Here is a 15000-nt window from a genome sequence, read left to right on the forward strand (position 1 = left end):
TGAGTGCATGACTTTCGACCCCGCCTCGTTCGTTTTCGCCCCGCAGGACACACCCTCGGAAATCCGCGCTTCAACGGTCCTGCCCGCCGTGCGCGAGAATGTGGAGTTCACCACAGAGGACGGCAAGGTGTTGTTGGGGGAGCTCGCGCTCCCGGCGTCGGGGGAGATCACTGCCACGCTGATCACCCTCCACCCCTTGCCCACGCACGGTGGATTCATGGATTCGCACGTGTACCGCAAGGCTTCCTACAGGCTGCCGGCCCTGGCGGGCGTTGCGGTCCTGCGCTTCAACACGCGCGGTACGGCATCGCCGCGGGGCACCAGTGAGGGCCAGTTCGAGGAAGGAATTGGTGAGCGCTACGACGTTGAGGCAGCAGTCCGTTTCGCCGTGGAACGCGGGCTTCCCAACCGCTGGCTCGTGGGCTGGTCTTTCGGCACCGAGCTCGCGCTCATGTATGGGGCGGTGGAGCCCGTGGCGGCGCAGATTGAAGGTGCTGTACTGCTCTCCCCGCCATTGCATCGGGCCACGGACGTGCACCTCAAGGAATGGGCGGCGTCCGGGATGCCGCTGACGGTTCTTGTGCCCGAGCATGATGACTACCTTCAGCCTGCCAAAGCAGCCCAGCGGTTCAGCCTGGTTCCGCAGGCCCGGGTGATCGGCGTCGACGGCGCCAAGCACCTCTGGGTGGGCGAGAAGTACGCTGCGCGCGTTCTGGATGAAATCGTCGACGACGTCACTCCGGCAGGTGCCGGAGCGGACGGACTGCCTCGTGAGTGGGCGGGGTCGGTGGCGAGTGCCTAGCCCGGTGGCGAGTGCCTAACTGTTTGTAAAGGTGATGCCCCTAAACATTGTGTTTAGGGGCATCACCTGTATAAAAGGCCTGTTCCGGAAGGATGGGTCGCTAGTGCCGGTCCTGGCGGACGATGAAGACTTCTTTGATCAGCAGCATGATCGCTGCTGCGGTGGGAATGGCGATCAGCGCGCCAAGCACCCCGAGCAGGCTGCCACCGGCAATGACCGAGATCACGGCTACTGCGCCCGGCACCGCCACTGCCCGCTGCATGATGCGCGGCGAGATGAAATATGCCTCGAACTGGAGGTAGGCGAAGTAGGCGACCGCGTAGATCACGGCCGTCTGCCAGCCTGCGGTGAGTGCTACCAGGATGACCACTACAGCGGCGATCATGCCGCCTACCAACGGAATGAACGCCAGCAGGGCAACGACGAAGGCCAGCAGGACGCTGAAGGGGATGCCCAGGATGGTCATCAGGATGAAGGCAAAGATCGCGTTCAGGAGCGCGACGCAAACCTGGCCAATGACGTAGTTGCCCACGGAGTCCGTGATGGCTTCGGAGAGGGCCTCAACACGTGGACGGCGGGACCGGGGGGCCAGACGGTAGGCCCACTTCTTCATGGACGGCAGAGCGGCCAGGAAGTAGAGGCTCAGGACCAGGACGATCAGTGAACCGAACAGGCCATTGGCCACCGTGGAACCGAAGCCGACCACGCCGCCGAAGATACCGCCCATCGCCTCAGGGTCCTTAACGAATTTATCCAGCTCAGTGGTGATGCGGTCGCGTACACCAAATTGGCTATCAGCGTTGCGGAAGAAGTCCGAGTCGAGGAAGTTCCGAATCCAGTCGGGCGCTTGGCGGACGATCTCCGATACCTGTTCCACGATGGTGGGAATCAGCGTGGCGAAGAACCCGGCCACCGCGAGCACAAGCGCTGAGACAGAGATGAGGATGCCGGCGGGCCGGGGGACTTTGCGGCCCTCAAGCCAGCGGACCACTGGATCAAGTCCCAGCGCGATGAACAGTGCGGCCACGATCCACAAAATGAGTTGGGTGGTGTTGCTGGCAATGTAGAACACAGCCAAGGCAATACCGACGCCGGCGGCACCCATGAATCCCACATATACAGGATGCTGGGACGATATCCGGGGGCCGGGGGCACCGAAGCCGTGGTCGTCCTCGGGCCCATAACCTTCGCTGTCCTGGTCGGATTCAGTTTCCGGGGGCATCTCAAAACGCACCCGGGTCCGGGCTCCGGGGATGGGCTGCCGCAGCCTGCGGCCGATGGCAGCCAGGCGTCCGGTGCGGACTGGAACCGTGGATGCAGTGCCCTCGGAAGCAGCAGTGCCCGCTGAGGGGGAATCCACCGCACTTGACCCGGGCTCATCGACGGGACGGGGCTCCATGTGGTCTTTCACGCGGTTTAGCTGCCTTTTCAGTGGTGGTACAGGGTGGACTTAGGCGTTGGAAGGCCCGTTTATCATGATCATCGCCACACTATCAGGAGCGCCGAATGGCGCCGGAGCGGCGCGATGGCGGGCTTTTGGGATGTTGGGGAGATCACCTCGATCTGACTCTCTGATAACAAAACGGTTACCCTTGAAGTTCAACGACCGCTGATGATAGGTGATCCTGTGCGTTTGAAGACTGCAGCCTTGCTGGTGCTGCTGGGCCTGCTGACGATGCTGGCCGGTATTGGCCAGCTGACTTTTTGGGCCCCCGCTGAGACCGTGACGGCTTCGGTTCCGAGCGATACCAAAGCTGCCCCGCTGACCGTGATCGACCAAAAGTTGATCGCCCTCCATGACGGGCCGGTGAAGATCAAGATCCAAGGTGAAGGTAACTTCATCGTCGCCACCGGACGCCCGGACGATGTCGACGCGTGGGTAGGCAAGACGGCCCACACTACGCTCACCGGCGTCTCCGCTGACCAGAAGTCGCTGGAAGTTTCCTCCGCAGACGGCGAGGCCACGGCGCCTTCCCCGGCTGGATCCGATTTGTGGGTCAGCACCGAGGACGCCAGCGGAGATCTGGACTACACCTGGAACCCTCCCGCTGACGGCGAGTGGTCCCTGCTGGTGGCCGGCGACGGAACCAAGCCCGCGCCGTCGTCGATTTCCATGACGTTCCCGAACAACGCCACCACCCCCTGGGCGGTGCCGCTGATTGTTCTGGGCATCATCATCATTCTGGTGGGAGCGGCATTGCCGTTCATTGCCAAGGCTTTGGGTAACCGACACAAGGGCGACGACGACGATCAGCCGAGCGATGGTGGAACAACCACCACGCTGCCGGTCCAGTCCGCAACAACCCAGTCGTCGGACGTTAAGTCCCCTGAGGTCCAGTCGCCCGCAGGTGACGAGAACCGCCGTCGTGGTGCCGGTACCGAAGGCCCTGCCCTCCGGATCACTGCCCTTGCTGCCACGCTGGCAGCCGTCATGGTGGGAGGGACAGCGATCGCTGCCCAGGCCACTACAACGCCTGAGGCCACACCGGCTTCCTCGGCCGCAGCTACTGCCGACGGCGGAACGCCGGTCATGCTGGAATCCCAGCTGCAGAGGATCCTGGAGCAGGTAGCGAGCACTGTGGATGCCGCGGATGCCGCCAAGGACGCGGCAAAGCTGGCTCCGCGCGTAGACAAGATGGAACTTCAAATCCGGACTCAGAATTACAAAATCCGGTCTACAGTCTCCGCGTACGAGCCGCGTATGCCGGTCCGGGCTACCAAGCTTCAGAGCAGCGTTATCAGCACCAAACGCGACTGGCCCCGTACGGTCTTCGCCCTTACCCAGGGCGAAGGGAACGTTGTGCCGCAGGTTCTGACCCTTGTGCAGCTTTCGCCCCGCGAAAACTACAAGCTGTGGGGCAGTGCGCCGCTTCAGCCCGGCACCAACTTCCCTTCCTTCCCGGTTCCCCGCAAGGGTACCGAAGCTGCGCCGGCCAGTGACAGCACAGGACTGGCCTACAGCGGCAACGAGGCTTTGGAAATTCTGAGTGAAATGCTCACCAACCCGGAGTCGCCGAACCGCAGCAAACTGGCCGATGGGCAGGCTTCCCCTTACATCGCAGGGGCACTGGCTTACCAGGCGGACACCGTGAAGAACGGCACCAGCGCCAACTTCAAGTTCACCCACACCCCGGTCACCAACCAGACCGTAGTGTTGCGTACTGCCGACGGCGGTGCCGTGGTTGTGGGGCGCTTGGACTTCGCTTTCGAGGGTACGCCCAAGGCTGCGGGCGACAAGCTTCTCCTTGAGGACGATTCAGCAGTCTTCGCCGGTGGAAAGGAAACCACCACGGGGATGGTTCTGAACTTCGCCGAATCCGTGGCCGTGTACATCCCCCCGGCCGGTTCTGCAGACCCGATGAAGCTCGTGGCAGCCACCCGGGGGCTTGTCGGAGCCAGCTTCAAGTAGGACATACCCATGGCAGGGCAGCGGCTAGAGTGGACGGTATGAGTTCGCCCGGATACCGACCCACTCCAGCCGCTGCCAGCCAGCTCAATCTTCGCGGTGCCGTTGACCTGTCGTCGCTGCGCCGCCCGGCCGTCCCGCCGGCGCCCGCCCCCTCTGCTTCGGCGGACGGCGCGGCACCTTCGGATGGCACCTCCCAAGGGGGAGAGACCGGCGCAGCACCACTCCGAGTTGATGCCACCGAATCAAATTTCCAGGATCTGGTGCAATTGTCTGCGCAGATCCCCGTGCTCTTCCTTCTTTGGTCACGCTACGCACCGGAATCACCAGCCGTTCTCGAAGCAGCCGAACGCGTTGTTGAAAGCTACGGTGGCCGCCTGGTACTTGCAGCCGCCGATGTTGATACTTTCCCGCAGCTGGCGCAGGCCTTCCAGGTTCAGGCCGTTCCCACGGCAGTTGCTGTGGTCAAGGGGCAGCCCGTCCCGCTTTTTCAGGGACCTGCAGATGATGAACAGATCCGGAACCTGGTGGAAGAACTTCTCAAGGTCGCTGCGGCCAACGGGGTCACCGGCAGCATAGGTGACGTTGCGGCGCCAGGTGAGGACGCGGAACCCGCGCCACTTCCGCCGCTTCACCAGGCAGCCATTGATGCCATAGAGGCCGGCGACTATGCCGGGGCAGTAGCGGCCTACAAGCAGGCTCTTCTTGAACAACCTGCAGACGCCGACGCCAAAGCCGGTTTGGCGCAGGTGGAGCTGATGGCAAGGTTGGAAAAGCTCTCCGCGCCCGAGGCTGAGAGCCTCCGCCACCTCGCCGCAACGGAACCCGACAACGTCCAAGCACAGCTGACTGTTGCTGACCTCGACATCTCCGGCGGCCACATAGACGACGCCTTCAAGCGCATCATCACCTTCATCGGCCGGAATTTCGGTCCCGAGCGTGAGACGGCCCGGGTCCGCCTCCTTGAGCTTTTTGAGGTGGTCGGTACGCAGGACGATCGTGTGGCAAAGGCCCGCCAGGGGCTCGCGAGGGTCCTCTTCTAGTGCCGTCCGCACTGTTCACTCCGCTCCAGCTGCGTTCCCTGACCGTTGCACACCGTGGCTGGGTATCGCCCATGTGCCAGTACAGCTGCCAGCCGGAGACCGGGGAAGGCGTCCCTCACGACTGGCACTTGATGCACTTGGGCTCTTTTGCAGCCGGTGGTGCCGCGTTGATCCTTACTGAGGCAGCTGCGGTGAACGCGGCGGGCAGAATCAGCCCGCTGGATGCGGGCTTGTACTCCGATGAGCAGGCTGCCGGATGGGAACGAATAGTGGCATTTGTCCACCGGCATGGCGCCGTGGACGCCAAGATTGGTGTCCAACTCGCCCACGCGGGGCGCAAGGCATCCACATATTGGCCGTTTTCCGATCGTTCCGGCTCTGTTCCGGAAAGCGACGGCGGTTGGGTCACCGTGGGGCCAAGCAGTGATCCTTTTGACGGCTATGCCTCGCCGGAAGTAATGACCGAAGAGGATATCCAGGGAGTGGTGGCCGACTTTGCCGCCGCGGCCAACCGGGCGGTGGCGGCAGGTTTCGACACCGTGGAGATCCACGGAGCACACGGGTATCTCCTGCACCAGTTCCAAAGCCCTCTCATCAACACGCGGACGGACCGGTGGGGTGGTAGCGAGGAAGGCCGCAACCGGCTGATGCTCGCGGTGGTGGATGCTGTCCGGGAAGTCATTCCAGACGCCATGCCATTGCTGCTTCGTATCTCGGCGTCGGACTGGACCGAGGGCGGGGTTGACGTGGATGCTTCTGTGCGCCTGGCCCGTGCCGCTGCCGAACGTGGCGTTGACTTGGTGGACGTCTCCAGTGGCGGCGCAGTTGCCCATCAAGAGATCAGGGCTGTGCCCGGCTATCAGGCCGGGTTCGCCCAGCAGGTAAAGAACGACGCCGGTGTCCTCACGGGGGCGGTGGGTTTGCTGACGAGCGCCACGCAGGCGGAGGACATTGTGGCCAACGGTAGGGCCGATGCCGTTTTCATGGCCCGTGCCGCCTTGCGTGACCCGCACTGGTGGCTCAGGGCAGCTTACGAATTAGGCCATGATATTTCGTGGGTTCCGCAGTACCAGCGGGCCGTTCCCCGCCACGGCTTCTAGGACCTCCGCAGGTTTCTGTTGGCAAGGTTAGGCTGGGTTCATGACGGAACCACGCCATGAACCCACGCCCACGTCCGAGCCACCACAAGATTCCGCTCCACCACAAGATTCCGCTCCGCAATCCCCCTCGGAAGCTTCGCCTGGGGGAGCGCCGTTGGCTGCTCTGTCCATCCGTGGACTGGCCAAACGATTCGGCGAGAAAATTGCCGTCGACGGCGTAAGCCTGGAAGTACCTGCCGGATCCTTCTACGGGATGGTCGGTCCCAACGGAGCAGGCAAGACCACAACGCTATCCATGGCCACCGGGCTGCTTCGGCCGGACTTCGGCACCGCCTTGATCCATGGGGTAGATGTTTGGGCGCGGCCGCTGGAGGCCAAGAGGCTCATGGGTGTCCTGCCCGATGGCGTGCGCTTGTTTGATCGGTTGACGGGCGAACAGTTGGTCACTTACTCCGGACTGCTCCGCGGCATGGACCGTGAAGTGGTGGGCTCCCGTGTGCCCGAATTGCTGGCTGCCCTGGACCTCCAAGCGGACGCCGGCACGTTGGTTGTGGACTACTCGGCAGGTATGACCAAGAAAATTGCCTTGGCCTCTGCTCTGATTCATGCACCGCGGCTGCTTGTCCTTGACGAGCCCTTTGAATCGGTGGATCCTGTGTCGGCCGCTAATATCAGAGGCATCCTCGAGGGATATGTGGCCTCCGGCGGTACGGTCATCGTTTCGAGCCACGTCATGGATCTTGTACAGCGCATGTGCAGCCACGTAGCAGTGGTGGCTGGTGGACGTGTTTTGGCGGCGGGTTCCGTGGACGAGGTCCGCGATGGCTCCACGTTGGAGGAACGCTTCGTCCAGTTGGTGGGCGGCGGACACCGGACGGAGGGCCTGGAATGGTTGCGCACCTTCTAAACCTCAAGTGGCGCCTGCTCCTCAACGGGTTCAAGCGCAGCCCGTGGCAGCTGGTGGGCATGGCCCTGGGGCTCCTTTATGCGTTGGGATTGCTGGTCCTCCTTGTTGGAGGCCTCATAGCACTGCGGTGGGCTGATCCGGAGATCGCCCACACTGTAGTGGTATTGGGTGGAGCGGCCGCTGTCCTGGGATGGGCCATCATTCCGCTCGTTGCTTCGGCGGCGGACATGACCTTGGATCCCGCCCGGTTCACCACTTTTGCCATACTGCCCAGACAACTCCTGACCGGACTTGCCCTCGCAGGCTTTATCGGCGTTCCTGGTCTGGCCACTTTGCTTGCTGCGCTCGGAACGGTGGGGACCTGGTGGCGTAGTTTTCCGGCAGTGGCAGGCGCTTTGTTGGGTGCGGTTCTGGGTGCCGTTACGTGCATCGTCCTGTCCAAGGTGGTCACGACGGCGACGGCCGGCCTTGCGTCGTCGCGGCGCTTCAAAGATGTCAGCAGCATTATCGTGTTCATTCCGCTGGTGCTGCTTGGTCCCATCATGATGGGAATTATTGACGGCGTTCGCGGAAGTGCTGACTACCTGCCCGTGTTGGCCCGGGCCGTTTCCTGGACGCCGCTGGGTGCAGCATGGTCTCTGGGCGGGGATCTTGAATCCGGCAACGTGGCCGCCGCAGGGATCAAGTTCCTGATATCCGCGGCAACCATTGCCGGTCTCCTCCTGTGCTGGCATGTTCTGCTGCAGCGGGCGCTGGTGACGCCCCCGTATTCCGGAGGGTCGGCAAAGAAGGGCGGAAAGCTTGGGCTGTTCGGCCTTCTCCCCGGAACGCCGGCTGGCGCAGTTGCTTCCCGGGCTTTGATTTATTGGATGAAGGATCCGCGGTATGCGGCGTCCCTGGTTATCGTTCCCCTGTTCCCTGTCCTCTTTTTCTTCAGTGGTTCACAGAGCGGCAGCTATGGCCTCCTGATGATTCTTGGGCCGTTGACCGCATTTGTCATGGCTTGGTCCATCTGTGCAGACGTCTCGTATGACAACACGGCCTTTGCGCTGCACCTCGCGGCAGGGGTCCGGGGCATCGATGACCGCCTTGGCCGGGCGTTGGCTTGCTTGGCAATTTCACTTCCGGTGGTGCTGGTGTTCACCGTAGGGCCGCTTTTTGTGACCGGGGACTGGCAGTGGCTGCCCAACCTACTGGGCTTGTCACTGGGTACTCTCTTTACAGGCCTGGGGCTTTCCTCGGTGATTTCTGCCCGGTATAACATTGCCGTGCCGTTGCCGGGCGACAGCCCGTTCAAGAAGCCGCCGGGAAATGTCGCCCAGACGCTGGCAGTCCAAGCTATTGGCATGGGCGTCCTGGCTCTGTTGCTCGTTCCGGAGCTTGCCTTGGTGGCCGTCCAGGCGTTCAGCGGAGGTCAGGAAGCCGGATGGATCAACCTGGCGGTAGGTCCTTTGCTTGGCGTCATCCTGTTCGTGGTGGGCGTCCGTCTCGGCGGAAAATGGTTGGACGCCCGGGGCCCGGAGATGTTCGCCGAGCTCAGCGTAAACCGATAGATGCGTAACAACCGTGTCCGTAGGTGGGACATGGGATAACCTCTTGTCAGATAGCTCGACGACCACTAATGGAAAGGCCGTGACGATGGAAGTTGTCATTCTCCCTGGCACCAAGCAGATCGGTGCCCTTGCAGCCGATGCCATCGAATCGCTGGTCCGCCGTAAGCCCAATGCGGTGCTGGGCTTGGCTACGGGCTCGTCCCCTTTGCCCATTTACAACGAATTGGCCAGCCGCTACGAGGCCGGGGGATTGGACTTCAGTCAGGCGCATGGTTTCGCGTTGGACGAATATGTGGGGCTTGAGGCAGGACATCCTGAGTCCTACCGTGAGGTAATCCGGCGTGAATTCACTAACCGGGTGAATATCAAGCCGGAGAACGTCCACGGACCCGACGGCGCGGCCGAAGACCTGGAGGCCGCATGCCAGGGCTATGAGGACGCCATCAAGGCTGTGGGCGGTGTGGATCTCCAGATCCTGGGTGTGGGGACAGACGGGCATATTGGTTTCAATGAGCCTGGGTCCTCCCTGGCCTCCCGTACGCGCATCAAGACGCTGATCGAGCAGACCCGGAAGGACAACGCCCGCTTCTTCGACAGTATCGATGACGTTCCCCACCACGTGGTCACCCAAGGACTGGGAACCATCATGGACGCCCGCCATGTGGTGTTGGTCGCAACAGGCGCCCAGAAAGCCCAGGCTGTTCGGGATTTCGTGGAGGGACCGGTAGCTGCCATTTGCGCCGCATCCATCCTTCAGATGCACCCGCACGCCACAATTTTGGTGGATGAGGCGGCCGCGTCTTCGCTAAAACTGGCCGATTATTATCGGCACACCTATGACAACAAGCCGGAGTGGCAGGGACTGTAGACGGTAAGATGTTTGGCATGACTACGCTTCCTCCGGATCCATTCGAAAACGACCCCATGCGAGAGCTTTCCGGAGCCGGAACGTCCACTGCCACCATTGAGCGCGAGGAAACGCGCCAGGAAGTGGAACCCGGTGACCGCGAGCGGTTTTCGCACTACGTCCGCAAGGAAAAGATCATGGAGTCGGCCCTGACCGGCGAGCCCGTCATTGCCCTGTGTGGCAAAGTCTGGACGCCGGGGCGCGATCCCAAGAAGTTCCCGGTCTGCCCGGAGTGCAAGGACATTTACGAAGGCCTCCGCCCCGGCAATGACGGTGGAAACAACGGCGGCCCGGGCAATTCCAAGTAGTGGGTGGGAAGAGAACACCGGCCCTATCTGATCATCACCGGCCTACGGTCCGCTTTGGCGTGCCTGGAAGTCCACAGATGATCGTCGCTGCCATCAGGCCGGGGGAGTCAGCATGACAGAAACACTTTTTGGTGGTCCGTCCCTGCCTCCGGCATATCCGGAACGTGCCGCGTGGGGTACGGCGCAAAAGCTCCGTGCATGGCAGCAGGAGGCGCTTGACCTCTATATGACCCGTCATCCCAAGGACTTCCTTGCTGTGGCAACCCCCGGCGCTGGTAAGACCACGTTTGCGCTGCGCATTGCCACCACCTTGTTGGACAGCGGAGTGGTCAACAGGATCACCATCGTTGCCCCCACCGACCACTTGAAGCGGCAGTGGGCGGACGCCGCAGCGAAGGTTGGGATCGCTATTGATCCCAACTTTAAGAATTCCGATGGCCAACACGGCCGTGGTTTCGTGGGCGTTGCGGTCACGTACGCGCAGGTAGCCAGCAAGCCGATGCTGCATCGGGCGAAGACCGAAGCAGCGCGCACCTTGGTCATCCTGGACGAAATCCACCACGGCGGCGAGGCTTTGTCCTGGGGAGATGGCCTGCGCGAGGCCTTCGATCCTGCCGCGCGGCGCCTGTCCTTGACGGGTACCCCGTTCCGATCAGATACGTCGCCGATTCCCTTTGTTGAGTACGCCGAGGACCGCGATGGCATTCGCCGTTCCAAGGCTGACTACACCTACGGTTACGGCAACGCGCTGCGGGACCACGTGGTGCGCCCTGTTCTATTCATGGCCTATTCGGGCCAGATGCGGTGGCGGACCAGCGCCGGCGACGAGATGGCTGCGTCTCTGGGGGAGGCCGCTGTAACCAAGGACATCACCTCCCAGGCATGGCGGACGGCCTTGAACCCTACCGGTGAGTGGATCCCGGCCGTCCTTGCCGCGGCGGACAAACGTCTCGGCGAGGTCAGGCGGACCGTGCCGGACGCAGGCGGACTGGTGATTGCCACTGATCATGATGACGCACGTGCGTATGCCGGTCAGCTTAAGAAAATTACGGGCCAGTCGCCCACGGTGATCCTCTCCGATGACTCCAAGGCTTCGAGCAAGATCGAGGAGTTCTCCGCAGGGGACCAGCGCTGGATGGTGGCTGTGCGCATGGTGTCCGAAGGTGTGGACGTCCCACGACTGTCTGTGGGCGTCTATGCAACCTCAACGTCAACGCCACTGTTCTTCGCCCAAGCTGTTGGCCGCTTCGTGCGTGCCCGCAAGAGGGGCGAGACGGCGTCGGTATTCCTGCCTTCGGTACCCCCGCTGATGATTCTCGCCAACACCATGGAGGCAGAGCGCGATCACGCCCTGGACCGCCCGGAGAAGGACGAAGACGGTCTCTTCACTCCGGAAGAGAACCTCATGGCAGAGGCCAACCGCGAGGACAAGGCCTCGGACGAGCTCACCAAGGGCAAGTTTGAAGCCTTGGATTCCCAGGCCTCTTTTGACCGTGTGCTTTTCGACGGCGGCGAGTTCGGCACCGGGGCAGACATCGGTTCCGATGAAGAACTGGACTTCCTGGGTATTCCTGGGCTTCTCGACGCCGAACAAGTTGGCACGCTATTGCGTCAGCGCCAGCACGAACAGCAATCGCGAAAGAAGCGTCAGTCGCCTTTGGCAGCTGCGGCTTCCCCTGCGGTTCCTGACCACCGCATGCTGATGGACCTGCGCAATGAGCTGGCCAAGAACGTGGCCGCTTGGTCAGCCCGCACCGGAACACCTCACGGGGTGGTTCATACAAAGCTTCGTGAAGTGTGTGGCGGTCCGGCGGTGGCACAGGCCAACGAGGAGCAGTTGCAGGCCCGCCTGCGCAAGCTTCAGGACTGGTTCATCGGCAGGAAGTAGCTGGATCCTGCTTCAAGAACGCGCAAGGGCGCCGCGGTTGCGGCGCCCTTGCGCGTTTCCAGCCAGTTCGGTGTCCGGGGAGTCAGTCGCGTTCGACTTCGACGCCGGCGGCTTCCATTTCGTCGTAGGCGCCAGTGAGGTCTTCGGCGATTCCGGCTGTGAGTTCAGCGATTACCGTGGTGCTGTATCCGGCCTGGACCGCATCCAGCGCTGTAGCCTTCACACAGTAGTCCGTTGCCAGTCCCACCACCACCACTTCCTCGACATCGTGGCTTTGCAGCCAGTCGTCGAGTCCGATCGCGTCTTCGTCGAGGACCTCGACAGTTGCCGTGCCGGCTTTGAGGTCGCCGGTGGGGACGTCGTCTTCAGGAGCCAAGACACCCTCAAAGCCGGAGTAGGCCGCGGTGTACTGCCCTTTACGGAAGTAAGCATGGATGTACTCGGGATCCAGGTCCTCGTGGAGTTCGGCACCCTTGCTCCTTGCCCTGCAGTGCGGAGGCCAGGAATCCACCATGTCCGGGTCCTCTGAGAAGTGGTCGCCGGGTTCGATGTGCCAATCCTGGGTGGCCACGATGTGATCGAAGTGTTGCTGGTTGGCATCCACATACTCAGTGATGGCACTTGCTACGGCGGCGCCACCCTCAACAGCGAGCGTTCCGCCCTCGCAGAAGTCATTTTGAACATCGACGATGATCAGGGCCCTGGACATCAGTTCTCCTCGTAGATGGTGGGGATGGCAGCCTCGCCTCGCTGGAGGCGGTTGACGACGGCGGGCAGCTCGGCCATGGTGGCCGCGTGCCGTTCCCGGGCGCGGATGACACCCTCCGGTCCGGTCCACCCTGGCAGCACCTCGCCGTTCTTGACGAACTGATGAAGCAGCTCGCGGTCGTTGCCGTCGTCTTCGGGGCGGTGGCCGATGCCAACGACTTCCTGGGTGGCCCGGCCACGTTCGTTGAGTTTCCGAAGGGCGTATTTGCGTCCACCGACGCTTGCCTTGTTCTTGGCGGCTTTGGCCACCGAAATGAACTCGCCGGCGTCGTTGGTGCGGCTAACCAGCTTGTAAACCATGCTGGCCGTCGGAGCGCCGGATCCGGTCACCAGCGAGGTACCAACACCGTAAGAATCCACCGGGGCGGACTGTAGGGCTGCGATGGCGAATTCGTCGAGGTCGGACGTGACCACAATGCGGGTGTTGACGTTGCCGAGTTCATCAAGCAATTGCCGGACCCACTGAGCTTGCGCAATGAGGTCGCCGGAATCCAGCCGGACAGCGCCGAGTTTGTCGCCGGCCAACTCGACGGCGGTGCGCACCGCCGTCTCCACATCGTAGGTATCCACCAACAGCGATGTGCCGGGGCCGAACGTTGCGATCTGTGCCTCGAAGGCTTCGCGCTCGGTGTCGTGAAGGAGCGTGAAGGAGTGCGCGGCTGTGCCCACCGTTTTTATGCCGTAGCGCCGGCCTGCTTCGAGGTTGGACGTGCTTGCGAAGCCGGCAATCACGGCGGCGCGGGCTGCCGCCGTCGCTGACTCCTCCTGGGTGCGGCGGGAGCCCATCTCGATGCAGGGGCGTGTGCCGGCCGCAGAGGTCATCCTTGAAGCCGCGGAAGCAATGGCGCTGTCGTGATTGAGGACCGAGAGGATGAAGGTTTCCAGAATGCATGCCTCGGCGAATGTGGATTCGACAATGAGGATGGGTGAGTTGGGGAAGTAGGCGTCGCCTTCAGCGTATCCCCAGATGTCGCCGCTGAATTTGTAGTCGGCAAGGAAGTCCAGGGTTTCCTGGTTGACCACCTTGTTCTGCTCCAGGAACGCGAGCTCAGCGTCGCCGAAGCGGAAGTCCGCTATGCCTTCCAACAGGCGTCCCGTGCCGCCCACCACGCCATAGCGGCGGCCGTCCGGCAGCCGCCGGGCGAATGCTTCGAACACCGAGCGGCGGTGCGCGGCGCCCGAGTGCAAGGCTGCCTGAAGCATGGTCAGTTCGTAATGGTCTGTGTACAAGGAAGTTGCGGGGTGGTCCCACGACGTGGCTCTACTCACGAATTCACTCTAGTGCGAGCCGCCATAGAATGGACAGATGAGCCCTAGCGTTGCGTATGGCACGGACATCGATGAACGGACAAAAGCTGCAGAGCAGTCCGCCACCGATGTCCTGACAGCCCCTGATATCCCGTGGAACCTTGTGATCTGGAATGATCCCGTGAATCTGATGAGCTACGTGAGCTTTGTGTTCCAGAGTTACTTTGGCTACTCCGAGTCCAAAGCCCACAAGCTCATGATGGAGGTCCATAAGAAGGGCCGGTCCATTGTTGCGCACGGAAGCAAGGAACAAGTGGAGCAGCATGCCGTAGCCATGCACGGCTATGGTCTGTGGGCCACGGTTGAAAAGGCCGCAAGCGGCAACGAAACACCCGGAAAGGGCGGCCGCCAGCGTGGCTAAGGCATTCAAGTACGGCCTCAAGGGCATCAGCGGATACCTGGAGCCCGCCGAGCGCGACCTCCTGCGGGGGTTGCTGGACGACGTCATTTCCATGCTGGAGTCAGACGTCCGGGAGAACGAGGACCCGTTGGCTGCGCTGATCGGCCTGGATATGGACGTCAAACAGCCCGGCGACCGCGCCCTGCTGCGGCTGTTGCCGAACGTCATGAAGGACGACGACGGCGGCTCGCTGGAGTTCCGCCAGCTCACCGAACGCTCTGTCCGGGAAAGCAAAATCGGCGCCTTGAGGGCGGCTGCTTTGGGCTTGGACAAGAACGAGCTTGTTCTGACGCCCGATGATGCCACCCGGTGGTCGATGGCTCTGAACGATGTCCGGCTCGTGCTGGCCGAACGTTTGGATATTCGCGATGAAGCCGATGCCGAGCACATCCACAGCATGCAGGACTGGAGCCAGGCCGAAGACGTGGAGAGCTACCTGGCCCTCGTCTACAACTTCACCACGTGGCTCCAAGAGTCATTGGTGCAGGCGATGATGGCCGCAAGGCAGGCGAAATCCTGATCCTGACGGCGGGTTGCCGCTGCTGCCCCGAAACAGATCCGGCTGCCTTGTGACACATCAGACACGAGGCGGAGAGCACAGGTAATGGCC

14 protein-coding genes are annotated in these 15000 nt (G+C 62.3%); 11 read left to right on the plus strand and 3 right to left on the minus strand.

What is annotated here, in order from left to right:
• Positions 1 to 7: 7 nt before the first annotated feature.
• Positions 8 to 802: an alpha/beta hydrolase gene (locus J7I86_RS10060; protein ID WP_214819330.1), complete on the plus strand. Its 795-nt coding sequence runs from the start codon at positions 8 to 10 to the stop codon at positions 800 to 802.
• A 100-nt stretch (positions 803 to 902) separates the two neighbouring features.
• Here the strand turns inward: J7I86_RS10060 and J7I86_RS10065 are convergent, their stop codons facing one another.
• On the minus strand, positions 903 to 2213 hold the full coding sequence (locus J7I86_RS10065) for an AI-2E family transporter (protein WP_214819332.1): 1311 nt from the start codon (positions 2211 to 2213) through the stop codon (positions 903 to 905).
• Positions 2214 to 2414: 201 nt separating this feature from the next.
• Here J7I86_RS10065 and J7I86_RS10070 point away from each other — a divergent pair, with 201 nt between their 5' ends.
• The 8 genes from J7I86_RS10070 to J7I86_RS10105 all read left to right on the plus strand — a co-directional run bounded on the left by J7I86_RS10070 (position 2415) and on the right by J7I86_RS10105 (position 11914).
• Positions 2415 to 4211 carry a hypothetical protein gene (locus J7I86_RS10070; protein WP_214819334.1) on the plus strand — a complete coding sequence of 599 codons (1797 nt, stop codon included), beginning with the start codon at positions 2415 to 2417 and terminating at the stop codon, positions 4209 to 4211.
• Between the two features lie 38 nt (positions 4212 to 4249).
• Entirely contained in the window at positions 4250 to 5251 is a 1002-nt protein-coding gene (locus tag J7I86_RS10075; protein ID WP_214819335.1) for a tetratricopeptide repeat protein, read from the plus strand.
• Positions 5251 to 6351 (plus strand): NADH:flavin oxidoreductase/NADH oxidase, encoded by a 1101-nt coding sequence (locus J7I86_RS10080; RefSeq protein ID WP_214819337.1) that lies wholly within the window; start codon positions 5251 to 5253, stop codon positions 6349 to 6351. The genes J7I86_RS10075 and J7I86_RS10080 overlap by 1 nt, the downstream gene beginning before the upstream one ends.
• 40 nt (positions 6352 to 6391) lie before the next feature.
• Complete coding sequence (locus tag J7I86_RS10085; protein ID WP_214819339.1) at positions 6392 to 7258, plus strand: ABC transporter ATP-binding protein; 867 nt, start codon at positions 6392 to 6394, stop codon at positions 7256 to 7258.
• Positions 7240 to 8811, plus strand: a complete 1572-nt coding sequence (locus J7I86_RS10090; protein WP_214819341.1) for a transporter — start codon at positions 7240 to 7242, stop codon at positions 8809 to 8811. The genes J7I86_RS10085 and J7I86_RS10090 overlap by 19 nt, the downstream gene beginning before the upstream one ends.
• A gap of 85 nt (positions 8812 to 8896) precedes the next feature.
• Positions 8897 to 9679, plus strand: a complete 783-nt coding sequence (gene nagB / locus J7I86_RS10095) for a glucosamine-6-phosphate deaminase (RefSeq protein WP_214819655.1) — start codon at positions 8897 to 8899, stop codon at positions 9677 to 9679.
• An 8-nt stretch (positions 9680 to 9687) separates the two neighbouring features.
• Complete coding sequence (locus tag J7I86_RS10100; protein WP_214819657.1) at positions 9688 to 10026, plus strand: DUF3039 domain-containing protein; 339 nt, start codon at positions 9688 to 9690, stop codon at positions 10024 to 10026.
• A 112-nt stretch (positions 10027 to 10138) separates the two neighbouring features.
• Positions 10139 to 11914 carry a DEAD/DEAH box helicase gene (locus J7I86_RS10105; protein WP_214819343.1) on the plus strand — a complete coding sequence of 592 codons (1776 nt, stop codon included), beginning with the start codon at positions 10139 to 10141 and terminating at the stop codon, positions 11912 to 11914.
• A gap of 82 nt (positions 11915 to 11996) precedes the next feature.
• On the opposite strand, the gene J7I86_RS10110 is transcribed toward J7I86_RS10105, so the two are convergent.
• Complete coding sequence (locus J7I86_RS10110; RefSeq protein WP_214819345.1) at positions 11997 to 12623, minus strand: isochorismatase family protein; 627 nt, start codon at positions 12621 to 12623, stop codon at positions 11997 to 11999.
• On the minus strand, positions 12623 to 13951 hold the full coding sequence (locus J7I86_RS10115; protein WP_214819348.1) for a nicotinate phosphoribosyltransferase: 1329 nt from the start codon (positions 13949 to 13951) through the stop codon (positions 12623 to 12625). Before J7I86_RS10115 ends, J7I86_RS10110 begins: the two co-directional genes overlap by 1 nt.
• 37 nt (positions 13952 to 13988) lie before the next feature.
• On the opposite strand from J7I86_RS10115, the gene clpS reads away from it, so the two are divergent.
• Positions 13989 to 14351 carry an ATP-dependent Clp protease adapter ClpS gene (gene clpS / locus J7I86_RS10120; protein WP_214819351.1) on the plus strand — a complete coding sequence of 121 codons (363 nt, stop codon included), beginning with the start codon at positions 13989 to 13991 and terminating at the stop codon, positions 14349 to 14351.
• Entirely contained in the window at positions 14344 to 14910 is a 567-nt protein-coding gene (locus tag J7I86_RS10125) for a DUF2017 domain-containing protein (RefSeq protein ID WP_214819353.1), read from the plus strand. The genes clpS and J7I86_RS10125 overlap by 8 nt, the downstream gene beginning before the upstream one ends.
• Positions 14911 to 15000 lie beyond the last annotated feature (90 nt).

This window comes from Arthrobacter sp. ISL-95, assembly GCF_018613695.1.
In the GTDB taxonomy this organism is placed as follows: domain Bacteria; phylum Actinomycetota; class Actinomycetes; order Actinomycetales; family Micrococcaceae; genus Arthrobacter.